23 protein-coding genes and 1 rRNA gene are annotated in these 22456 nt (G+C 66.6%); 11 read left to right on the plus strand and 13 right to left on the minus strand.

Translation table 11 applies throughout. The features are described from left to right. Positions 1 to 12: 12 nt before the first annotated feature. From ACOMG5_RS06660 to def (ACOMG5_RS06680), 5 genes are all read right to left on the minus strand, one after another. Complete coding sequence (locus tag ACOMG5_RS06660; protein ID WP_420343012.1) at positions 13 to 159, minus strand: hypothetical protein; 147 nt, start codon at positions 157 to 159, stop codon at positions 13 to 15. Continuing rightward, positions 156 to 395 carry a GlsB/YeaQ/YmgE family stress response membrane protein gene (locus tag ACOMG5_RS06665; protein WP_420343013.1) on the minus strand — a complete coding sequence of 80 codons (240 nt, stop codon included), beginning with the start codon at positions 393 to 395 and terminating at the stop codon, positions 156 to 158. The genes ACOMG5_RS06660 and ACOMG5_RS06665 overlap by 4 nt, the downstream gene beginning before the upstream one ends. Before the next feature lie 61 nt (positions 396 to 456). Then, entirely contained in the window at positions 457 to 1350 is an 894-nt protein-coding gene (gene fmt, locus ACOMG5_RS06670) for a methionyl-tRNA formyltransferase (protein ID WP_420343014.1), read from the minus strand. Positions 1351 to 1352: 2 nt separating this feature from the next. Further along, entirely contained in the window at positions 1353 to 1850 is a 498-nt protein-coding gene (gene def / locus ACOMG5_RS06675) for a peptide deformylase (RefSeq protein WP_420343015.1), read from the minus strand. Further along, positions 1850 to 2392, minus strand: a complete 543-nt coding sequence (def, locus tag ACOMG5_RS06680) for a peptide deformylase (protein WP_420343016.1) — start codon at positions 2390 to 2392, stop codon at positions 1850 to 1852. Before def (ACOMG5_RS06680) ends, def (ACOMG5_RS06675) begins: the two co-directional genes overlap by 1 nt. Positions 2393 to 2565: 173 nt before the next feature. On the opposite strand from def (ACOMG5_RS06680), the gene ACOMG5_RS06685 reads away from it, so the two are divergent. From ACOMG5_RS06685 to bktB, 5 genes are all read left to right on the plus strand, one after another. Next, positions 2566 to 3741 (plus strand): MalY/PatB family protein, encoded by a 1176-nt coding sequence (locus tag ACOMG5_RS06685; RefSeq protein WP_420343017.1) that lies wholly within the window; start codon positions 2566 to 2568, stop codon positions 3739 to 3741. A gap of 183 nt (positions 3742 to 3924) precedes the next feature. Next, on the plus strand, positions 3925 to 5079 hold the full coding sequence (locus ACOMG5_RS06690) for a phosphoserine transaminase (protein ID WP_420343018.1): 1155 nt from the start codon (positions 3925 to 3927) through the stop codon (positions 5077 to 5079). Between the two features lie 70 nt (positions 5080 to 5149). Then, positions 5150 to 6745, plus strand: coding sequence for a phosphoglycerate dehydrogenase (gene serA, locus ACOMG5_RS06695; protein WP_420343019.1), 1596 nt, complete (start codon positions 5150 to 5152; stop codon positions 6743 to 6745). Between the two features lie 69 nt (positions 6746 to 6814). Then, positions 6815 to 7549 (plus strand): metallophosphoesterase, encoded by a 735-nt coding sequence (locus tag ACOMG5_RS06700; RefSeq protein WP_420343020.1) that lies wholly within the window; start codon positions 6815 to 6817, stop codon positions 7547 to 7549. A gap of 88 nt (positions 7550 to 7637) precedes the next feature. Continuing rightward, positions 7638 to 8813 carry a beta-ketothiolase BktB gene (gene bktB / locus ACOMG5_RS06705; RefSeq protein ID WP_420343021.1) on the plus strand — a complete coding sequence of 392 codons (1176 nt, stop codon included), beginning with the start codon at positions 7638 to 7640 and terminating at the stop codon, positions 8811 to 8813. A 10-nt stretch (positions 8814 to 8823) separates the two neighbouring features. Here bktB and ACOMG5_RS06710 read toward each other — a convergent pair whose 3' ends face one another. The 8 genes from ACOMG5_RS06710 to ACOMG5_RS06745 form a co-directional block, all read right to left on the minus strand. Beyond that, positions 8824 to 9684 carry a TonB family protein gene (locus ACOMG5_RS06710; RefSeq protein ID WP_420343022.1) on the minus strand — a complete coding sequence of 287 codons (861 nt, stop codon included), beginning with the start codon at positions 9682 to 9684 and terminating at the stop codon, positions 8824 to 8826. Continuing rightward, positions 9681 to 10121, minus strand: a complete 441-nt coding sequence (exbD, locus tag ACOMG5_RS06715; protein WP_420343023.1) for a TonB system transport protein ExbD — start codon at positions 10119 to 10121, stop codon at positions 9681 to 9683. Before exbD ends, ACOMG5_RS06710 begins: the two co-directional genes overlap by 4 nt. A gap of 6 nt (positions 10122 to 10127) precedes the next feature. Continuing rightward, positions 10128 to 11252, minus strand: a complete 1125-nt coding sequence (gene exbB, locus ACOMG5_RS06720) for a tonB-system energizer ExbB (RefSeq protein ID WP_420343024.1) — start codon at positions 11250 to 11252, stop codon at positions 10128 to 10130. Between the two features lie 263 nt (positions 11253 to 11515). Continuing rightward, positions 11516 to 12607, minus strand: a complete 1092-nt coding sequence (locus ACOMG5_RS06725; RefSeq protein ID WP_420343036.1) for an AI-2E family transporter — start codon at positions 12605 to 12607, stop codon at positions 11516 to 11518. A gap of 199 nt (positions 12608 to 12806) precedes the next feature. Then, a complete protein-coding gene (locus ACOMG5_RS06730) occupies positions 12807 to 13028 on the minus strand; it encodes a twin-arginine translocase TatA/TatE family subunit (protein WP_420343025.1) in 222 nt (73 codons plus the stop codon). Positions 13029 to 13083: 55 nt separating this feature from the next. Continuing rightward, positions 13084 to 13410: a hypothetical protein gene (locus ACOMG5_RS06735; protein WP_420343026.1), complete on the minus strand. Its 327-nt coding sequence runs from the start codon at positions 13408 to 13410 to the stop codon at positions 13084 to 13086. A gap of 76 nt (positions 13411 to 13486) precedes the next feature. Beyond that, positions 13487 to 14740: an AGE family epimerase/isomerase gene (locus ACOMG5_RS06740; protein WP_420343027.1), complete on the minus strand. Its 1254-nt coding sequence runs from the start codon at positions 14738 to 14740 to the stop codon at positions 13487 to 13489. Next, on the minus strand, positions 14737 to 15732 hold the full coding sequence (locus ACOMG5_RS06745) for a LacI family transcriptional regulator (RefSeq protein WP_420343028.1): 996 nt from the start codon (positions 15730 to 15732) through the stop codon (positions 14737 to 14739). The genes ACOMG5_RS06740 and ACOMG5_RS06745 overlap by 4 nt, the downstream gene beginning before the upstream one ends. A gap of 189 nt (positions 15733 to 15921) precedes the next feature. Here ACOMG5_RS06745 and ACOMG5_RS06750 point away from each other — a divergent pair, with 189 nt between their 5' ends. From ACOMG5_RS06750 to ACOMG5_RS06775, 6 genes are all read left to right on the plus strand, one after another. Then, on the plus strand, positions 15922 to 17169 hold the full coding sequence (locus ACOMG5_RS06750; RefSeq protein WP_420343029.1) for an ABC transporter substrate-binding protein: 1248 nt from the start codon (positions 15922 to 15924) through the stop codon (positions 17167 to 17169). Between the two features lie 66 nt (positions 17170 to 17235). Continuing rightward, positions 17236 to 18108 (plus strand): carbohydrate ABC transporter permease, encoded by an 873-nt coding sequence (locus ACOMG5_RS06755; RefSeq protein ID WP_420343030.1) that lies wholly within the window; start codon positions 17236 to 17238, stop codon positions 18106 to 18108. Further along, positions 18105 to 18977 (plus strand): carbohydrate ABC transporter permease, encoded by an 873-nt coding sequence (locus ACOMG5_RS06760; RefSeq protein ID WP_420343031.1) that lies wholly within the window; start codon positions 18105 to 18107, stop codon positions 18975 to 18977. Before ACOMG5_RS06755 ends, ACOMG5_RS06760 begins: the two co-directional genes overlap by 4 nt. Positions 18978 to 18980: 3 nt before the next feature. Next, a complete protein-coding gene (locus tag ACOMG5_RS06765) occupies positions 18981 to 20045 on the plus strand; it encodes an ABC transporter ATP-binding protein (RefSeq protein WP_420343032.1) in 1065 nt (354 codons plus the stop codon). Between the two features lie 80 nt (positions 20046 to 20125). Next, the gene (locus ACOMG5_RS06770; protein WP_420343033.1) at positions 20126 to 21439 is read left to right on the plus strand and encodes a DUF2793 domain-containing protein; all 1314 of its coding nucleotides are present in this window, start codon (positions 20126 to 20128) and stop codon (positions 21437 to 21439) included. A 653-nt stretch (positions 21440 to 22092) separates the two neighbouring features. Further along, a 16S ribosomal RNA gene (locus ACOMG5_RS06775) occupies positions 22093 to 22456 on the plus strand; the annotation flags it as partial.

Genomic DNA, 22456 nt, shown 5'->3' on the forward strand with positions numbered 1-22456 from the left:
GCCGCAGGGCAATCACTTCGCGGGCAGGAGCTTCACCGCCACCAGCACCGCCACGGCCACCACCGCCCAGCCCCCGGGGCGGGTAAAGAGCCACAGCGCCAGAGCCATGGCCCAGAGCGCGAGCCGCGAGCCCATACCGCCCAGAAGCGCCCAGATCATCGGCGCGGCCCATACATGCGCCACAGCCAGATCAGCACCATCGCGCCGAGCACGGCACCGACGAAGCCCGCGGCCCAGCCGGTCAGCACGATCAGGAAGCGCAGCACCAGCCCGCTGATCAGGGCGCCGATCACGCCGATGGCGATGGTGGTGGGGATATCGGTGTTCAGCCGCATCAGCCGCGTGGCGATGAAGCCCGCGGCGGCGCCGACGACGATCAGGGCGAGAATGGGCATGGCCGGCCTCCGTAGGGGTACAGGGTGCGATATGGGGCCCAAGGGCGCGCGGCGGAAGGGCTCAGAGCTGGGCGGGCAGGGTCAGGCCACGCAGCACTTCGGCGGCGGGCATCGGGCGCTTGCCCTCGCGCTGCGCCTCGAGGATCTGCACCGCGCCGGTGCCGCAGGCGATGGTAAAGCCGCCCAGCACCTGGCCGGGGGCGCCGGTGCCGGAGGTGAGCTCTGCGCGCAAAAGCTTCACCCGTTCGCCCGCGACCGATGTCCAGGCGCCGGGGAAGGGCGAGAGGCCATTGATCCGGCGCAGGACCTCCAGCGCCGGGCGCGCCCAGTCGATCTCCGCCTCGGCCTTGTCGATCTTGCTGGCATAGGTGACACCCGCCTCCGGCTGCGGCACCGGCGGCAGGCCCGACAGATGCGCGAGCGCCTCGACGATCATCCGTGCGCCCATCTCGCTCAACCGGTCGTGCAGGGCGCCGGTGGTCTCGGTGGCGCCGATCGGCGTGGCGGCGCGCAGCAGCACCGGCCCGGTATCGAGCCCCGCTTCCATCTGCATGATGCAGATGCCGGTCTCTGCATCGCCCGCCATGATTGCCCGGTGGATGGGCGCGGCCCCGCGCCAGCGCGGCAGCAGCGAGGCATGAATGTTCAGGCAGCCAAGGCGCGGCGCATCGAGCACCGCCTGCGGCAGGATCAGCCCATAGGCCACCACCACCGCCACATCGGCCTGCAGCGCCGCGAATTCGGCGCGCGCCTCATCAGAGCGGAAATTGAGCGGCGTGCGCACCGGCAGGCCCAGCTCCGCCGCGCGGGCATGGACGGGGGAGGGCCGCTCCTTCTTGCCGCGGCCCGCGGGGCGGGGCGGCTGCGAATAGACGGCCACCACCTCATGGGATGCGGCCAGAGCCTCCAGCACCGGGACGGAAAACTCGGGCGTACCCATGAAAACGATGCGCATCTCTACCTCTGCAGCTTCTTTGCCTTCTGCACCAGCATCTTGCGGCGCAGCGGCGAGAGATGATCGAGGTAGGTCCGGCCGTTCAGATGGTCGATCTGATGCTGCACGGAGGTGGCCCAAAGGCCGACGAAATCGCGGTCCTCGATCTCGCCCTGGTCATTGAGGAAGCGCACCGTCACCGCGCGGGGGCGCTCGATGATCGCGGAAATGCCCGGGATATTGGGCGAGGCCTCGTCGTGGCTGCGCATCTGCACCGAGGCGTGCAGGATCTCCGGATTGGCCATCCGCACCGCCTGGCCGCGCTTGTCGGAGGCATCCACCACCGCGAGGCGCAGCATGATCCCGATCTGCGGCGCGGCCAGGCCTACGCCCGGCATCGCATCCATGGTCTCGATCATGTCGTCCCAGATCATCCGCACGGTTTCGGTGATGGCCGGAACCGGCTCCGCCGGGCTGTGCAGGCGGCGATCGTCATAGGGGATGTAGGGGCGCACGGCCATCAGGCGATGCCCTGTTCCCGGGCCGCCCGCGCGCGTTCGCGCTTCAGCTTTTCCATCTTGCGGGTGATCATCTGCCGCTTCAGCGGCCCGAGATAGTCGATGAACAACTTGCCATCGAGGTGGTCGTTCTCGTGCTGGGCGCAGGTGGCCCAGAGGCCGTCGAACTGCTCCTCATGGAGCTGCCCGTCGAGCCCGAGCCAGCGCATCCGCACCTCCGCGGGGCGGGTCACCTCGGCATATTGCTCCGGGATCGAGAGGCAGCCTTCCTCGTAGACATTGGTCTCCTCGGAGGTCCAGGTGATCTCGGGGTTGATCAGCACCATCGGCTGCGGCGCGGCGGATTTGTCTTTCACGCAATCCATCACGAAAACCCGCTTCAGCACGCCCACCTGCGGTGCGGCGAGCCCCACTCCCGGCGCATCATACATGGTGGCCAGCATGTCGTCGGCCAGTTTGCGGGTCTCGTCGTCGACCGTGTCCACGGGGGCACAGAGCTTCTTGAGCCTCGGGTCGGGATGGATGATGATGGGGCGAATGGTCATGGTCGAGATTTAGGCGATGACTGCCTGCGGTGCAATGGCGGCGTGCTTTGATGCGTTCGTTCTTGCTTTTGTTTTAAATCAGGTAATTTGTTCCATATTGTACGCCTTCATTGGGATCCCTTCCCGGTGTATGCGTCTCGTGTGGAACAGGATGCCCGAAGGAGCTGTGTGCGATGAGCCTTTCCCCCGATTTCGACGAAATCATAGACCGGGTCGGCACCCATTCGTCCAAATGGGACGAGATGGAGCGGATCTATGGCGTCAGCCCGCGGGACGGCATTCCGATGTGGGTCGCGGATATGGATTTCCGCCCGCCCACCTGCGTGCAGGCGGCGCTGGAGGCGATGGTGGCGCGCGGGGTCTATGGCTACTGGGGCGACAGCGCCGCGTATCTGGAGGCGGTGCGCTGGTGGATGGCGCAGCGGCACGGCTGGCAGGTTGAGATCGACTGGATCCTCACCACGCATGGGCTGGTGAACGGCACCGGGATCTGTGTGGATGCCTTCACCCGGCCGGGCGACGGGGTGGTGCTGATGACGCCGGTCTATCATGCCTTCGCACGGGTGATCCGGGCGGCCGGGCGCCGGGTGGTGGAATGCCCGCTGAAGCTCGTGGATGGCCGCTACGAGATGGATTTCGAGACCTGGGACGAGATCGTGGACAGCTCCGCCCGGATGCTGATCCTGTGCTCGCCGCACAACCCCGGCGGCCGGGTCTGGACGGAGGACGAGCTCAAGCGCGTGGCCGATTTCGCGCGGCGCCACGATCTGCTGCTGGTCTCCGACGAGATCCACCACGATCTGGTGATGCCAGGGCACCGGCACCTGCCGATGGCGACGGTGACCGACCTGCCGGTGGTGACGATGACGGCCACGACCAAAACCTTCAACATCGCGGGCGGCCATACCGGCAATGTGATCATCGGCGATCCGGCGCTGCGCGCGGCGTTCATGGGGCGGATGGCGGCGCTCGGGCTTTCGCCCAACAGCTTCGGGCTGACCATGGCCAGCGCCGCCTACAGCCCCGAGGGCGCGGCCTGGGTGGATGCGCTCACCGCCTATCTGGACGGGAACCGGCGGCTCTTCGAGGCGGGGGTGAGTGCGATCCCGGGGCTGCGGGCGATGCCGTTGGAGGCGACCTATCTGGCCTGGGTGGATTTCCGCGGCACCGGGATGGAGCAGGCGGAATTCACCGCGCGGGTGGAGCGGGAGGCGAAAATCGCGGCGAATCACGGCCCGACCTTCGGCGCGGGCGGCGAGGGCTGGCTGCGCTTCAACCTGGCGACGCCGCGGGCGCGAATCGAAGAGGCGGTCGTGCGCCTGACCCGCGCCTTCGGCGACCTGCAATAAGATCCGGGGGCGGCGCTGCGCCGCCCCCGATTCCCCGCCCGGAGCAGGCCAAGCAGCCTTGGTGCGACGAAAGTTCGATCTTTTGCGACATCTTTTTTCTTGCAGTGCGCGCGGCACAGGCGTAATTGCGGCAGCGGGACACCTCTTCCCAACAAGAGGCGTTTATCTGAAAGGATACCAGTCATGGCGACCCCCGCACCGGCTACGCGTCCGGCCAATCCGCGTTTTTCTTCGGGCCCCTGCGCGAAGATCCCCGGCTTCACCCTCGACATGCTCGCAGATGCGCCGCTCGGCCGTTCGCACCGCGCTGCCGTTGGCAAGGCGAAGCTGAAAGAGGCAATCGACCTCACCCGTGAAATTCTGGGCGTTCCGGCGGATTACCGCATCGGCATCGTCCCCGCCTCGGATACCGGCGCCGTCGAAATGGCGCTCTGGTCGCTCCTTGGCGCCCGCAAGGTCACCATGTGTGCCTGGGAATCCTTCGGCTCCGGCTGGGTCACCGATGTGGTGAAGCAGCTCAAGATCGACGCCGAGGTCAAGGAAGCCGCCTATGGCGACATCGTCGATTTCAAGACGGTCGATTTCAACACCGACGTCGTCTTTACCTGGAACGGCACCACGTCGGGTGTGCGCGTCGCCAACGGCGACGACATCCCGGCGGACCGCGACGGCCTGACCATCTGCGACGCGACCAGCGCCGCCTTCGCGATGGATCTGCCCTGGGACAAGCTCGACGTCACCACCTTCTCCTGGCAGAAGGTGCTGGGCGGCGAGGGCGGCCATGGCGTGCTGATCCTGTCGCCCCGCGCTGTCGAGCGGCTGGAAACCTACAAGCCCGCATGGCCGCTGCCGAAGATCTTCCGCATGACCAAGGCGGGCAAGCTGATCGAGGGCATCTTCGTCGGCGAGACCATCAACACCCCGTCGATGCTCTGCGTCGAGGATTACCTCGTCGCCCTGAAATGGGCGCAGACGATCGGCGGGCTGAAGGGCCTGATCGCGCGGGCCGAAGGCAACGCCAAGGTGGTGAAGGATTTCGTGGATGCGAAGCCCTGGATCGCCAATCTGGCCAACACGCCGGCCAATGCATCGTGCACTTCGGTCTGCCTGAAGTTTACCGATGCGCGGATCAAGGACGGCGCGGCCTTTGCCAAGGCGATCGCGAAGCGGCTTGAGAAGGAAGGCGTGGCGCTTGATGCCGGTGCCTATCGCGATGCCCCGGCCGGTCTGCGGATCTGGTGCGGTTCCACCATCGAGAAGGCCGATGTCGCGGCGCTGATGCCCTGGATCGAATATGCCTTCGAGGCCGAGATTGCGGCGCAGGCCGAACTCGCCTGATCTGTGAAAGCGCGGCGGGCCCCCGGCGGGCCTGCCCTTTTCCCCGATACCCCCATTCAGGAGCCCCATCATGGCCCCCAAGGTTCTCATTTCCGACGAACTCTCCGACGCCGCCGTCCAGATCTTCCGTGATCGCGGGATCGAGGTCGATTTCCAGCCGAAGCTCGGCAAGGACAAGGACAAGCTGGCCGAGATCATCGGCAACTACGACGGCCTCGCGATCCGTTCGGCCACCAAGGTGACCGAGAAACTGCTGGAGCAGGCGACCAACCTCAAGGTCGTCGGCCGCGCCGGGATCGGCGTTGACAATGTCGACAAGGAAGCGGCCTCGAAGCGCGGCGTGATCGTGATGAACACGCCCTTCGGCAACATGATCACCACCGCCGAACATGCGATCGCGATGATGTTCGCGGTGGCGCGGCAGATCCCCGAAGCCTCGGCCTCCACCCATGCCGGCAAATGGGAGAAATCCAAGTTCATGGGCGTCGAGCTGACGGCCAAGGTGCTGGGCGTGATCGGCGCGGGCAATATCGGCGGCATCGTCTGCGACCGGGCCAAGGGCCTGAAGATGAAGGTCATCGCCTATGATCCCTTCATGTCGCAGGAAAAGGCCGACAAGATGGGCGTGGAGAAGGTGGAACTCGACGAGCTGCTGAAGCGCGCCGATTTCATCACCCTGCACGTGCCGCTCACCGACCAGACCCGCAACATCCTGAGCCGCGAGAACCTGGAAAAGACCAAGCCCGGCGTGCGGATCATCAACTGTGCCCGCGGCGGCCTGGTGGATGAGGTGGCGCTGGCCGACCTGCTGAAATCCGGCCATGTGGCGGGCGCGGCGCTCGACGTGTTCTCGGTGGAACCGGCGACGGAGAACGTGCTGTTCAACCTGCCGAACGTGGTTTGCACCCCGCACCTCGGCGCCTCGACCAGCGAAGCGCAGGAGAATGTGGCGCTGCAGGTGGCCGAGCAGATGTCGAACTACCTGCTCGACGGGGCGGTGGAAAACGCGCTGAACATGCCCTCGATGACCGCCGAAGAGGCGAAGGTCATGGGCCCCTGGGTGAAGCTCGCGGAATATCTCGGCGCTTTCGTCGGCCAGATGACCGACGAGCCGATCATCGCGATCAACGTCACCTATGACGGCACCGTCTCGAAGATGAACCTGAAGGCGCTGGATTGCGCGGTGATCGCCGGCATCCTGAAGCGGGTGAACCCGGATGTGAACATGGTCTCGGCCCCGGTCATTGCCAAGGAACGCGGGATCCAGATCTCCACCACGACGCAGGACAAGACGGGCGTGTTCGACGGCTATATCAAGGTCACCGTCGTCACCGATCTGCGCGAACGCGCCGTGGCGGGCACCTGCTTCTCGGATGGCAAGCCGCGCTTCATCCAGATCAAGGGCATCAACATCGACGCCGAAGTCGGCCCGCACATGCTGTATACGACCAACAAGGACGTGCCCGGCATCATCGGCAAGCTCGGCACCCTGCTTGGCGAGAACAGCGTGAACCTCGCGAACTTCACCCTTGGCCGGGCGGCTGCGGGCGGCGAGGCGATTGCCATCGCCTATCTCGATGAGCCGCTGCCTGTCGCGGTTGTGAACGCGCTCGAGGCCACTGGCCTGTTCCAGCAGGTGAAACCGCTGGAATTCGCCGTCGCCTGAGGTACACAGGCGGGTGTTATTCCCGGGCCTCCTGCCGCGGCGGGGGGCCCTTTGCTTTGGGAGATCTGCATGCGCGCCTATGCGGTTGGCGACATTCACGGCCATATCGACCTTCTGAAAACGGCACAGGCCCTGGTGGCCGAGGACAGGGCGCGGGAAGGCGATGCCACGGCGCCCTTGGTGCATGTGGGCGATCTGGTGGACCGGGGCCCGAATTCGCGTGCGGTCGTGGAGCATCTGATGGCGGGGCAGCAGCGGGGCGAGCCCTGGGTGGTGCTGAAGGGCAACCACGACCGCATGTTCTCGATGTTCCTCGACGATCCCTATGCACATGATCCGATGCTGACGCGCGAACTGGAATGGCTGCATCCCCGGCTCGGGGGCGCGATGACGCTCGCCTCTTATGGCGTGCGCAATGCCGAGGAGCGCCTGCGCGAGGAGGTTCATGCCGAGGCGCTTGCGGCCGTGCCGGAGGCCGCGCGCCGCTGGATCGCGGCACTGCCCACGCATTTCCTGCATGGTGAGGCACTGTTCGTCCATGCCGGGATCCGGCCCGGGATCGACCTGCGCCATCAGGTCGAGGACGACCTGACCTGGATCCGCAAGGGCTTCCTCGAGGACGAGCGCGACCATGGCGTTCTGGTGGTGCATGGCCATACCGCCATCGACAAGGTGACCCATTACGGCAACCGGCTGAACATGGATTCGAGCGCGGCCTATGGCGGCCCGGTCTCTGCCGCGGTGATCGAGGGGCGCGACGCCTGGCTGCTGACCCCCGCGGGCCGGGTGCCGCTGCGGCCGTAACGTCCCGTCACTTGCCCGAGCGGCAACTCGCGCCCCGATCCGCGGTTTGCTAGGCTTGCCCCCGCAATTCCGGAGCAAGGGGGGAACCATGACCGGCATCGTCATCCTGTCGGGCGCGCGCACGGCAATCGGGACTTTCGGGGGCAGCCTTGCGGGCTTCCGGCCGATCGAGCTTGCCACGTTCGCCGCCCGTGCCGCCATCGCGCGCGCGGGGCTCCCGGCCGAAAGAATCGGGCAGGTCGTCTTTGGTCATGTGCTGAACACCGAGCCGCGCGACATGTATCTGAGCCGGGTCGCGGCGGTGGAGGCGGGGGTGCCGGTGGGGACGCCGGCGATGAACGTGAACCGGCTTTGCGGCTCGGGCGCACAGGCGATCGTCTCGGCCACGCAGGCGCTGATGCTGGGCGACGCGGATTTTGCGCTCGCAGGCGGGGCCGAATGCATGAGCCGCGCGCCCTATATCCTGCCGCAGGCGCGATTCGGCCAGAAGATGGGCGATGCTTCGGCCATAGACATGATGACGGGCGCGCTGACCTGCCCGTTCGGTACTGGGCACATGGGGGTGACGGCGGAGAATGTCGCCCGCGAGAACGCCATCAGCCGCGAGGATCAGGACGCATTCGCGCTGGAAAGCCAGGCCCGGGCCGCGGCGGCGATTGCGGCGGGCGCGTTCCGCGACGAGATCGTGCCGGTGGAGATCGTGACGCGGAAGGGCGCTGTGATGTTCGACACCGATGAGCATCCGCGCGCGACCTCTGCCGAGGCGCTGGCCGGGCTGAAGCCGGTGTTTCAGAAGGGCGGGTCGGTCACGGCGGGCAATGCTTCGGGCATCAACGACGGGGCGGCGGCGCTGGTTCTGGCGCGGGCGGAGGCGGCGGAGGCCGCAGGCCTGGTGCCGCGGGCACGGATCCTGGGCTATGCGGTGGCCGGGGTGCGGCCGGAGGTGATGGGGATCGGCCCGATCCCCGCCGTGCAGGCGCTTTGCGCCCGAATCGGCAAGGCACCGGGCGATTTCGACGTGATCGAATCGAACGAGGCCTTTGCCGCGCAGGCGCTTGCCGTGTCGCGCGGGCTGGGTCTGGATCCGGCGAAGGTGAACCCGAATGGCGGCGCGATCGCGCTTGGCCACCCGATCGGGGCCACCGGCGCGGTTCTCACGGTGAAGGCGCTCTATCATCTGGAACGGACCGGCGGGCGGCTCGGGCTGATCACGATGTGCATCGGCGGCGGCCAAGGCATCGCCATCGCCATCGAGCGGGCCTGAAACGGCCCCCTCAGCGGAAGCTGCGGGGGTCGAAGGCGACCGGGATCACGAAGCTGCGCCGCGACATGCCGGGCGGCGGCGGGGGCACCGGCGAGGCGCGGCGCACGGTCGCGACGGCATTGTCGTCGAGCTCGGGCATGCCTGAGCTTTGCGCCAGCGCGACCGAGAGCACATTGCCCGAATCGTCGATGCTGAAGCGCACCTTCACCACGCCCGCATTGCGGTCCGGCGTCGCGCGCACCTTGCTGCGGTAGCGCTGCAGATGGGCCTGCAGGCGCGAGACCCAGCGGGGATCCGTGGCCGCGCCGCTCGCGCCTTCGCGCGCCTGCGAGGCGTTGCGATCAGATTTCTGCACCTCGGCTGCGGCCCGGTTCTGTGCGACGGAGGGCGGCGGCTCGCGCCGTTTCCTGTGCTCGCGCTTCTCGTCTTTCGGCGGCTCGGGCCGTTCGGCTTTCTCCGGCCGCGGGCGCGGCTCCGGGCGGACCTTGGTTAGGGCGACGGCGGCTTCTGTCACCGGCTCCTCGTATTCCTGCACCGGCTCTGGCTCCGGCAGGGGCTCGGGGAGCGGCGGGGGTGTGTCCTCGGTAAGCTCCTCTGGTATTGGCTCCGGCTCCGGTTCGGAGGCCTTCACCTCGGCGGCGTCCCGAAGATTGTCGGCGATATTGGTCTGATCGGTGTTCACGGCCTCGGGCATCGGCGCGAGCTCCAGCATCAGCGCGGGAGCCGCCGCGGCATCCTGCGCCTGCGGTACCGGGCGCAGCAGATAGGCCGCCCCGGCCCCATGCGCGCCGATCACGGCGAGGGTGGCGAGCGTCCATGTCGCCACGCCGCCGAAGCGCAGGCTCCGCGCTTCATCGAGCCAGGGGTTCATTGCGCGGTCGCCCCCGGCGCGACCTCGAGGCCGACCAGCGCGACCTTCAGGTATCCGGACGCGCGCAGCAGGTTCAGCGTGTCGGTCAGGCTGCCGTAATCCACGCTCTTGTCGGCGCGCAGGAAGATCCGGGTCTCGCGGTCTCCCTCGGTCACGGCATTGAGGGCCGCGCCGAGGCCATCGGCCGCGACGATGGTTTCGCCCACGGCCAAGGTATGGTCCGCCTTCAGTGTGAGCCAGAGCGGCTTGTCGGGGCGCTCGGCGGGCGTCGCGGTGGAGCCCGGCAGGTCCACGTTCATGTCCACCGTCGCGAGCGGCGCCGCCACCATGAAGATGATGAGCAGCACAAGCATCACATCGATGAACGGGGTGACGTTGATCTCGCTGTTTTCCTCGGTATCGAGACCGTCAGAGCCCTGTCTGATTCCACCCGCCATGGCCGGTCACTCCGCAGCCGCCGGGCGGACCGCGGCGAGCACGGCGCCGCGGCCATGCGGGATCTGGCGGTAATCGAGATCGCGGCTGACGAGGATTTCCACTCCGGTTGCGGCATCGCCGAGCAGGTGCTTGTAGCGCGCGGTCTGGCGGGCGAAGTGGTTGTAGATGATCACCGCGGGGATCGCGGCGACGAGGCCGATGGCCGTGGCCAGCAGGGCTTCGGCGATCCCGGGGGCGACGACGGCCAGATTGGTCGTCTGGGATTTCGAGATGCCGATGAAGGCGTTCATGATGCCCCAGACCGTGCCGAACAGGCCGACGAAGGGCGAAGTGGAGCCGATGGTGGCCAGGATGCCGGTGCCGATGGCGATCTTGCGCCCGGCGCGGGCCTCGATCCGGGTGACGGCCGCGCTCACCCGCTCCTTGAGGCCATCGCCCCCGGCATGATCTAGGACCGCTTCGGAGAGCGACATCTCGCTTTGGGCGGTGGCGACCATGGCCGCGGCGGGGCCGCGGCGGCCGTCGAGGGTGCTTGCGGCATCGTCCAGGCTGCGAGCGCTCCGGATCGTGCGCAGCATCGCACGGGCATTGCGCATGGCGCCGGTCATCTCGATCGTCTTGGCGAGGAAGATCGTCCAGGTGACGATGGAGGCGAAGGCGAGGCCGAGCATCACGGCCTTCACCACGGTATCCGCAGCGAGGAACATGCCCCAGGGCGAGAGATCATGCGGCAGGGCCGGGTCGCGGTGCCGCGGCGTCATCATATGGGCGATCGCGCCTGCGGGATCCTCCATCAGCGAGGGGGCCGGAGCGGGGGCCTCCGCCACCGGGGCTTCGGGGAGCGCGCCTGCAGCGGCGGGCAGTTCCGGGCCTGCAGCGGGGGCTTCCGCGGCTCCGCCATCAACGCTTCCGATCGCGGGGGCATTCGGTGCAGCCGCTTCCGGCGCGGGGGCTTCCGGCGCGGGCGCCGTTTCGGCGGGTGTGGTACTGAGCGATTGGGGCGCGGCTGCGGGCGGCAGCTCCTGAGCCCAGAGCGGCGCGGCAAGCAACACCTGACCTGCCAGAACGGCAGGCGCGAGGCGCTGCCAGGTCGATTGCGAGCGGTTCGGTTTCTGTGCGCACAGGGTCATCGGTCTGGCATCTTCCCGTTGTTCGGTGCGGCCGAGAACTCGGTGCCGCACATGGCGCCTGACATGCGGGGCTGAACCGGCCAAAGGGTGGGGTCGCCTGCAGACATGCGCGTCATCGACATCAAACGGCTCGTATTCCATCCGGGGAGGGAAACTGGCTGATGGACTGCTTATCGCGAAGTCATGGGCGTGGCGCAAGGCTTCAGCAGGAGGCTGAGGCAAATTTCTGACAATATATGTCGGATTTCTCTGCGGCGGGGGCCTCAGGGGGTGCCTGAAGCCGATTCGGGCTGCTGCGGTGCTTCGGTGACGATTTCCCGCTGCCATTCGCGCCAGATCGTCACGAGAAGCGCCATCAGCACCGGCCCGACGAACAGCCCGACGATTCCGAGCGTTTTGACCCCACCAACCAGGCCAAACAGGGTGGGCAGGAACGGCAGCTTCACCGGCCCGCCGACCAGCACGGGGCGAATGGTTTTGTCGACGGTGAACAGCTCGACCGTGCCCCAGACGAACAGGGCGATCCCGGCGACGGTCTGGCCATTGGCCATCAGATAGACCGAGACCAGCGTGAACGAGAGCGGCGCGCCGCCCGGAATGAGCGCCATGAAGCCGGTGATGACCCCGAGCGTGACCGGCGAGGGTGCCCCGGCGAGCCAGTAGGCGATGCCCAGCACCACGCCTTCGCCGATGGCGATCAGGGTCATGCCGGTCACGGTGGCGGAGATCGTGGCGGGGACCACGCGCGACAGCCGCTCCCAGCGGGTGGGCAGGATGCGCAGGCCGACCCGGTCGATCTGCGCGGCGATCTTTTCGCCGTCGCGGTAGAGCACGAACAGGGTGATCAGCATGAACAGCAGCGTCAGCGCCAGATGGAAGGCCAGCGCCCCGGCGGTGAGCAGGCCGCGGTAGATCGCGCCGATGTTGGAGCCGCTGACCAGCTGCACCAGCTCGCCGATGGCGCCGGGGCGGCCGACGAATTCGACCCATTGCTGATCGATCCAGGGGCCGATGCGGGGCAGGCGGAGCATCCAGTCCGGCGTGGGCGCGCCGACGGCATTGACCTCGAAGGCCCAGCCGGTCCAGCTCTGCAGCTCGCCAAAAGCATAGACGAGCGCCATGGTGATCGGGACCACAAGGAAACATACGATCAGCAGGACCATCAGGATCGCGGCACCGGTGCGGCCGGAGCGCTCCACCGCCCAGTTGCGGATGGGCCAGCTGGCGAGGCAGATCACCCCTGCCGCCAGAACCGGCACCAGGAAGCCATAGAAGAAATAGATCGACGCGGCGATGATGGCGAGCAGCAGCCAGCGCGCCGCCGAGACATCGGAGATCAGCGGGCGACGGAACATCGCGCGGTGGGGCACGCGCGACAGGATATCCGGGTCGAGCTTCCTGCGCGGTTTGCCGCCGGGGGGATCCGTGTTGGTGACCATCGTGCTGTTCCAATCTGCGGTCGAGACCGCCCCCGGGGGTGGTCCCGGGGTGTTCAAAGAACCTGTGTCACGCTGGCCCTGGTGTCAACCAGCCCCCGGGCGACCTGGCCTTGCGTCAGGCCTTGTTTTCGTCGGCGGGTGCCGCGGCGGTGGCCTGGGCGACGGGGGATGCGATCGCGGGCGTTTCGGATTCTTCGTCTTTCAGGCCGCGTTTGAAGGCGGTCATACCCTTGCCGACTTCGCCCATCAGGCCTGCGACCTTGCCCTTGCCGAAGAGCACGAGGACCACGACGGCGATCAGAAGCAGATGCGGAAGCGCCAATCCATTGCTGAGCATGTTCTTTCTCCTTGAACCATGAGGTGCCGCGCGGACGGCGCGGCGCGTGTCGGGATCAGAGGATGCGGGGCGGCGCGCGCGATTCGGCCCAGGAATGGGTGCGGATGATCCGGTCCGGGCCTGCGGCGAGGTCGATCGTGGCCGGGAAATTCCGGACGAGCGGCATCACAAGCCGAGCGGGGACGGGCAGGATCGCGGGCGGCAGGTCGTCCGGAGTGGTGGCTTTGGAAAGAAACAGACGGTCCTCGCCGCCGATCAAGGCGATGCGCTCGGCATGCGCCCAGAAGCCGGCTGCGCCGCGCTCGGGCACGAAGCTGCTCAGCAGGGCCAGAAGGCCCAGCAGGACAACCGATACACAAAGGCCCTTCGTTGCGCGCGACATGACGGGAACGTGACAGCCCGCGCCCGCGCTGGCAAGAAAAATGGTCGTGAACGGCGCAGCTGCGGCAAAGGGGCGCTCACCCCTGCAAGGCAGCAATTTCGCGCGCCAGGGTGGGCAGCTCCGTGGTGGCGCCGGACAGGCCGGGCAACAGCGGGAACAGGCAGGCCTGGATGGCGTGATAGATATCGGGCTTGCCGGTGAACTGACGCGCATCCGGACGGTTGTCGGTGCCGACCTCCGGGAACCAGCCGCCACGCCGGCGGTCGATGAACAGGTCTTCGGCGCAGCGCCAGAGGCGCAGGTAATCCTCCTGCAGCGCCTCATCCGGCTGCCGCTTCAGCTGGGCGGCGGCGGCGCCGATCGCCTCTGTCACCGGCCACCAGTAGCGCGCGCGCCGCAGCGGGCGGCCGTGGGTATCCACCGTGTAGAGGATGCCGCCATGCGTGCTGTCCCAGCCATCCGAGAGGGCGCGGGCATAGAGCTTCTCGGACCAGCGTAGCAGCGCGGGATCGCGGCGCCCGTCCATGTCCCAGGCCTGAAGCAGCAAGCGGGAGAGCTCCAGCGAATGGCCCGGCGTTGTGCCCGCCGGGCGGAACATGGGGTTGCCCTCGTAGGCGGGGTCGACGTGCCAATCGCGGTTGTAATGCTCGGGCAGGCGCCACTCATGCCGCGGGGCCACATGGCCCGCGAAGAAATCCAGAATCATGCGGGCGCGGGCGGCGAAGCTGCGATCGCCGGTGGCTTCGCTGGCGGCAAGCAGCGCCTCCACCGAATGCATATTGGCATTCATCCCGCGGTAGGCGGAGAATTCGGCCCAGTCGCGGGTGTATTCCTCACGCATGCGGGCCTGGTCGTGATCCCAGAAATGGACGTTGATGATCTCCCACACATCCTCGATCAGGCGGTCCGCATCCGGATGGCCCGCGGCCTTTGCGCTCGCGCCCGCGAGGAGAACGAAGGCATGGCCATAGGCGAGCTTGCTGGCGTCGGTGGTGGCGCCGCCCGGCGCGAAGGCCCAGACATAGCCGCCGTGGGCCCCGTCGCGGTGATGGCGCCAGAGGCTGGCCATGCCGTGGTCGATCATGTCGTCGGCGCCCTTCACCCCGGCCAGATGGCCGAGCGCGAAGGCGTGAACCATGCGGGTGGTGGCGTGCAGCTCGCGGGGCGCGCCGGGAATCGGGGCGCCGTCGAAATCCTGCGCGTGGAAGCCTCCGGCCACGTCGAGGCTGCGCGCGAAGAAGCGGAACTGCCGCAAGGCATCGCGGAGCAGGTAGCTGCGGTGATCCTCGGTGCCCCACCAGGGGCCATGACGGGGCACGCTGTCGGTCATTGCGGATCTCCGGTGAAGGGCGCGGCGGGCTGCAGATGGGTCAGGGCTTCGGCCGGCTCTCCGGCGATGGCGCGCAGCAGCAGGCCCGCCATGAGGCGGCCGGCTTCGGCCAGGTCTTCGTGGATGGTGTCGAAGCGGGGGCGCAGGAACTGGGCGACCTGCGATGTGGTCTTCATGACAACGCGGGCGGGGCGGCCCGAATCGATGCAGGCGGCATTGACCGCCAGCGCCGAGACCTCCCCGGCGCAGATGAAGCCATCGGGCGCGGAGGGATCGCGCAAAAGTGCCCGGATATGGGCGTAGATCTGCTCGGCGGGGGAATCGAGTGTGACGGTGTCAAGGATCTGCCCGCTCAGCCCGGCCTCTTCGCAGCCGCGCAGGAAGCCCAGGCGCAGATGGTGCGCGAAGGTGAATTCCGGCGGTGCGGCGATCAGCGCGGGGCTTCGGGCGCCTGCGGCAGCCAGCCGCGCGGTGGCGGCGCGGGCGAAGGCGCGGTTGTCGTAATCGACCCAGGGGTGCGGGGTCGCGAGCTCGGTGCGGCCATGCGAGACGAAGGGAAACCCGCGCTCCAGCATCAGCCGGATTCGCAGGTCGTCCGGCCGGGTCCGGGAGATCAGAACGCCGTCGGCGAGGCGGTTGCGGATGATTTTCTCGACCGTCTCCGCCTCGGGCGCATCGGCAAAATTCGGCATGACCACAAGGTGATAGGGGCTGCCGCGCAGGGCCTCGGAAATACCGCGGATCATCGAGGAACCGTAGCCGAGGATTTCCTCATGCGGGTTCAGCACCAGGGCGATGACATTCGTACGCCCGGTGCGCAGGCGCTGCGCGGCGCGGTCCGGGGAATAGCCGATCTCGCGGGCGATCTGCTGTACCCGGGCGCGGGTGTCGGGCGCGATCTGGGGGGCATCGGCCAGGGCGCGCGAAACCGTGGTCACGGCCAGGCCTGCGATCTGTGCGACGGTACGCAATGTGGGCTTGCCCTGAACCATGTGCAGACTGCCATTATATCGTTTGCAAAAAACGGGAGATGCCCCGGAGATGCGATTACATACAGATTAACAATTGAAATTCAATATGGTGACTGTGCAGCTGCGGCGAATGAATCAGTTGACATAACTGGAAATGAAAACGTTATAAATAGGGCGCCGGGGGGAGGATCCGGCTTGGGAGGATAAGAGATGCGACATGTCTTTCTGGCCGGAACGGCCTGTCTGGCCTTGTGCGCGGGCGCGGCCCGGGCTGAGGAAAGCGTCGAGGTATTGCATTGGTGGACGGCGGGAGGCGAGGCGGCGGCGCTCAATGTTCTGAAGGAGGATCTGGCCGCCAAGGGGGTTGCCTGGAAGGACATGCCGGTCGCGGGGGGATCGGGCGTGCAGGCGATGACGGCGCTGCGGGCGCGGGTCACGGCGGGCGATCCGCCGACGGCGGTGCAGATGCTGGGGTTCGATATTCGCGAATGGTCGGAGATGGGGGTGCTGAGCAACCTCGATACGCTGGCGGGGCCCGCGGGCTGGGACAAGGTGGTGCCGCAGGCGATTCAGGCATTCTCCAAATATGACGGGCATTGGATTGCGGCGCCGGTGAACGTGCATTCCACGAACTGGCTCTGGATCAACAAGGCGGCGCTGGACAAGGCGGGCGGCAAGGCCCCGGCCGATATGGATGCATTCTTTGCGATGCTGGACAATTTCAAGGCGCAGGGAATTGTGCCGCTCGCGCATGGCGGGCAGCCCTGGCAGGACGGCACGCTGTGGGAGGCGGTGGTGCTGTCGCGCGGGGGGATGGATTTCTACAAGAAGGCGGTACTGGAGGCCGATCCGGACGCGCTGAGCGGTGAGACCATGCGGCAGGTGTTCGACGACATGACCCGGCTGCGTGGCTATTTCGACAACAGCTTCTCCGGGCGCGACTGGAACCTGTCCTCGGCGATGGTGATCGAGGGCAAGGCCGGTGCGCAGGAAATGGGCGACTGGGCCAAGGGCGAATTCCTGCGGGCAGGCAACGTGCCGGACAAGGATTTCGTCTGTATCCGTTTCCCGGGCACGCAGGGCAATGTGCTGTTCAACTCTGACCAGTTCGTGATGTTCGAGCAGAAGGATGCGGGCTTGAAGGATGCCCAGCTCAAGATGGCGGCGGCGGTGATGGATCCGGCGTTCCAGATTGCCTTCAACAAGGTGAAGGGCTCGGTTCCGGCGCGCACCGACGTGCCGGATACCGACTTCGACGCCTGTGGCAAGAAGGGCATGAGGGATCTGGCCGAGGCCGCGGCGAATGGCACGCTGGCCGGCTCGCTGGCGCATGGCCATGGCCAGCCGTCCTCGGTGAAGGAAGCGATCTTTGATGTGGTGACGCAGCAGCTGAACGGCCAGATCTCGACCGACGAGGCGCTGAAGCGCCTGCCGCAGGCGGTGAAGGCGGCGATGTGAGCCTGTGGCGCGGGCCGGGAGTGGCCCGCGCCATCCGGGAGGCACCCGAAGCGAGGGGGAGGGTCCATGGTCACGCGCATGCAGGGCTGGTTGCCGCGGCTGGTACTGGCGCCGAGTTTCGCCCTGATCCTGATGTTCGTTTATGGCTTCATCGTCTGGACGGCGGTTCTGTCGCTGTCGAAGTCGCGGCTGCTGCCGGTCTATCAATGGGCGGGGTTTGACGCCTATGAGCGGCTGTTCAGCCAGCCGAACTGGTGGATGGCGCTGAAGAACCTGGCGGTCTTCGGCTCGATCTATATCGTGGTCTGTATCGTGATCGGGCTCGCGCTGGCGATCCTGCTCGATCAGAAAATCCGCATCGAGGGCGTGCTGCGGCCGATTTACCTCTATCCGATGGCGCTCTCCTTCGTGGTGACGGGAACGGCGTGGAAGTGGTTCCTGAACCCGGGCATGGGGTTTCAGAACACGGTGCGGGGCTGGGGCTGGGAGGGCTTCACCTTCGACTGGCTGGTCCGGCCGGAGATGGCGATCTATACGGTGGCCATCGCCGGGATCTGGCAGGCCTCGGGCTTCGTGATGGCGATGTTCCTGGCGGGCCTGCGCGGCATTGATGGCGAAATGCTGAAGGCCGCAACCGTGGACGGGGCCTCGACTCCGACCATCTACCGCCGCATCGTGATTCCGCTGCTGCGCCCGGCGTTCCTCTCGGCGGTGATCGTACTCGCCCATATGGCGATCAAGAGCTACGACCTCGTGATCGCGCTCACGGGTGGCGGGCCGGGGAACGCCACCGAGCTGCCCTCGACCTTCATGTATTCCTACACCTTCACCCGCAGCCAGATGGCGGTGGGCTCTGCCTCGGCGATGATCATGCTGATGGGGATAGCGGCGATCATGGTGCCTTACCTCTATTCCGAGCTGCGGGAGGAGCGGCGATGAGCGAAATCATGGCCGTGCGTCCGGCGCGGCTGAACCGGGTGGTGATCTATGGGCTGCTGCTGCTGTTCGCCGGGTTCTATCTGACGCCGCTCTATGTGATGCTGACCACCTCGTTCAAGACGCTGGACGAGATCCGCGGCGGCGACATCCTGGCCCTGCCGGCCCAGCCCACCGCGGCGGCCTGGCTGCGGGCCTGGGCGGAGGCCTGTATTGGCGTGACCTGTGCGGGCATAAAGGACTACTTCTGGAATTCGATCCGGATGGTGGTGCCGGCGGTGCTGATCTCCACCGCGCTCGGGGCGCTGAACGGCTATGTACTGACGAAATGGGTGTTCCCGGGGCACAGGGTCGTCTTCGGGCTGATGCTGTTTGCCTGCTTCATACCGTTTCAGTCGGTGTTGATTCCGATGGCGCGGATGTTGGGGCTGCTCGGGCTTTCGAATTCGACGGCGGGGCTCGTGCTGACCCATGTGATCTATGGGCTCGGCTTCACCACGCTGTTCTTCCGCAATTACTATGAAACCTTCCCGAACGAGCTGATCCAATCCGCGCAGATGGACGGGGCCGGGTTCTTCACCATCTTCTGGCGGATCCTGCTGCCGTCTTCGGCACCGATCATCGTGGTGACGGTCATCTATCAGTTCACCAATATCTGGAACGACTTCCTGTTCGGGGTGTCGTTCACCTCGGGGGCGGCGGCGCCGATGACCGTGGCGCTGAACAACCTGGTTGCCTCCTCCACGGGGGTGAAGGAATACAATGTGGACATGGCGGCGGCGGTCATCGCGGCGCTGCCGACGCTGCTCGTCTATGTGCTGGCCGGGCGGTATTTCATGCGCGGGCTGATGGCCGGCGCGGTCAAGGGATAGAGCATGGCCTTCATCGAGATCGAGCGTCTGGAGCGGACCATTGGCGGGCTGCAGATCCTGAAGGGGGTCGACATCCGGCTGGAGAAGGGCGGGTTTCTGGTGCTGGTGGGGCCGTCGGGCTGCGGCAAGTCGACCTTGCTGAACGCGATTGCCGGGCTGCAGCCGCCGACCGCGGGCGACATCCGGATCGATGGCCAGAGTGTCCTCGGGCTGCATCCCTCGAAACGCGACATAGCCATGGTGTTTCAGAGTTACGCGCTCTATCCGAACATGACCGTGGCGGGGAATATCGCCTTTCCGCTGGAGATGGCCGGCGTCCCCGCGGCCCAGAGAGCGGTGGATGTGGCCGCGGTGGCGAAGACGCTGCAGATCGAGCATCTGCTCGACCGGCGGCCGGGGCAGCTTTCGGGCGGGCAGCGGCAGCGGGTGGCGATGGCGCGGGCGCTGGTGCGCAAGCCGCGGCTGTTCCTGTTCGACGAGCCGCTTTCCAATCTCGATGCGAAACTGCGGGTGGAGGTGCGGGCAGAGATCCGGCGCCTGCATCAGGCGACAGGCGCGACGATCATCTATGTGACCCATGACCAGATCGAGGCGATGACGCTCGCGACGCAGATCGTGGTGCTGAAGGACGGGGTCGTGCAGCAGGCGGGCGCTCCGGCCGAGATTTATAATGCGCCTGCGAACATGTTCGTGGCGGATTTCATGGGGGCGCCGGCGATGAACATGCTGCCGGGGACGGTCGGGCTCGACGGGCAGACGCTGCAGCTGGAGGGGGCGGAGGTCGCGCTGCCGCTGGCCGTGACGCTGGAGCCGGGGCGCGCGGTGACGCTTGGCCTGCGGCCGGAGGCGGTTTCGGCGGAGCGGGCGCCCGAGGGCGTGGCGCTGGAGCTCCCGGTGGAGATGGTGGAGCCGACGGGGTCGGACGTGTTCCTGGGGCTGCGGCTTGGGGCGCGGCTGATCACCGCGCGGCTGCCGGCCACCGCGGAGGTGGGGGCGCGGCAGGCGGTCTGGCTGGATCTGTCGCGGGCGGTGCTGTTTGACAGCAGATCCGGGGCGCGTATCGGCTGAGCGGAGCAGCGTACGCTGCCCTTTCGCGTCATTAACCCTCATCTCCTAGTTTGGCGGCAACTGGCTGGAGAGGGTTACCGATGTCCGATACGTCCCCCATTTTGTCGCTTCCCTATATTCTGCCGTCGCAGGCGCAGAAACATGTGACCCATAACGAGGCGCTGGATCTGCTGGATGTGGTGGTTCAGGCGGCGGTGTTGAGCCGCGGGCTGACCAGCCCACCGAGCACGCTGACGGTGGGAGACCGACATCTGGTCGGAACGGGCGCCACCGGGGCCTGGGCGGGCGAGGGCAACAGCATAGCGGTCTGGGGGGGCGATGCGCAGGGTTGGCGCTTCGTCTCCCCGAAGATGGGCTGGCGCGTGTATGTGCAGGAGAGCGGGGTGGAGGTGGTCTGGACCGGCTCGGCCTGGCAGAGCCTGGGTTCGGGCGGGGACACGTCTTCGGTAGAGATGCTGGGCATCGCCACCACCGCCGACAGTACGAACCGGCTGGCCGTCTCTGCGCCCGCGACATTGCTGACCCATGCCGGGGCCGGGCACCAGCTGAAGATCAACAAGGCCACCCAGGCCGCGACGGGGAGCCTGCTGTTTCAGACGAACTGGTCCGGCCGGGCGGAAATGGGGCTCGCGGGGAGCGACAATTTCGAGATCAAGGTGAGCGCCGACGGCAGCACGTTCCAAAGCGCGCTGCGCGCGGCGGCCACGACCGGTACGGTGACCTTTGACAATGGTGCGGTGATCAACGGTGCCGTGACCGGGACGGGCGTGCAGGCGTCGACGTCGGATGCGACGGCGGGCCGGCTGCTGCGGGTGGGGGCGTTCGGGATCGGTGGTGTAGCGCCGCTGGTGGCCAATATCGGCCTTACCGACAGCACGATTGCCCCCGGGCTCTATGCTTATGATGTGGCGCTCGGAAGCTCGGGCGGGCCCACGGGTGCACAGGCGGGGATCCTGCTGCACCAGCGCCGCGGCGCCGGGCAGGAGGTCCAGCTGCTGGTGGTTGAGGCCTCTACGGCTTCGGCGGCGCCGGTGGGGGCGATCTTCAGCCGGGCGCGGACGGGGGGCGCCTGGGGCGGCTGGATCAGCGGTGCGGCGATCGAGACGGTGTCGACTACGCAGGGACGCTATGAGCGGAGCCAGAACGGCAACCAGACCTGCTGGCAAAAGGTGACGACGCTGACGACCGGCGAAGCGGCAGTGACCTTCCCGGCGGCTTTTGCCTCGACCACGGACCTGATCACCACGCTCGGGGTCAACAGCTCCGCCACGACCGCGATCATTCCGCGGATCACCGGGCGCACGGCGACAGGGCTGAGCGTCTCTGCCTTCAATACCTCCAACGCGCGGGTGGCGGCCGAAATCGAGATCGTGACCATCGGTCGGTGGTATTGAAGGCGCTGCCGCCGAAACGGGCGGCAGGCCGGGCGTGTGGGGCGGGAATCGAGGGAATCGATTCCCGCCCCAGGGGGTTTACACCCGGTGTGTCGTCGGTTGTGTGGCCAATTACGGGATTAGCCCGGGCTCCGGCTTGCGGGCTCACGGTTTGCACGCTGCCGCCTTTGGTGGCGTTGGGCATCATTGCCCTTAATTTATTGGGCGTAGGCCGATCTGTCATAAAAAATCCAAGAATTTTGCGATGACCCTCTTGCGTATCCCCGGCGTGATCCGTAAATAGCCCCTCACCGACGCGGCGCAGACGGAAACGAAGCGGGGCGGCGGGACGGGAAGCGGCGGCGACGCGGTGGACCGGTGGTTAAAATGGATGACGGGTTGGCTGGCTGCGCCAAAGGATGGTAGCAGTTGGTTGATTTTGTTGTCTTTGCTCTTTGACATTGATGGATATCTGAAGAGATATGCGGGCGGTTTGGTTGCATTTGCGACGCGAACCGGAGCATATCGGGTCACTAGGCTTCGGCCGATGATGTGATTGTCAGCTTCACTGTTTGGCGGTCTTCGCGATTGCGAGGAACGACAAGCAGATGTGACTGCCCTTAGGGGCAGCAGATATGTGCAAGGTTCGACGTCAAGAACCCCTTCGGGGGTTTCAACTTGAGAGTTTGATCCTGGCTCAGAACGAACGCTGGCGGCAGGCCTAACACATGCAAGTCGAGCGAGATCTTCGGATCTAGCGGCGGACGGGTGAGTAACGCGTGGGAACGTACCTTTTGCTACGGAATAGCCTCGGGAAACTGGGAGTAATACCGTATGTGCCCTTCGGGGGAAAGATTTATCGGCAAAAGATCGGCCCGCGTTGGATTAGGTAGTTGGTGAGGTAACGGCTCACCAAGCCGACGATCCATAGCTGGTTTGAGAGGATGATCAGCCACACTGGGACTGAGACACGGCCCAGACTCCTACGGGAGGCAGCAGTGGGGAATCTTAGACAATGGGGGAAACCCTGATCTAGCC

Source organism: Paenirhodobacter sp. (genome assembly GCF_041916475.1).
In the GTDB taxonomy this organism is placed as follows: Bacteria; Pseudomonadota; Alphaproteobacteria; order Rhodobacterales; family Rhodobacteraceae; genus Rhodobacter.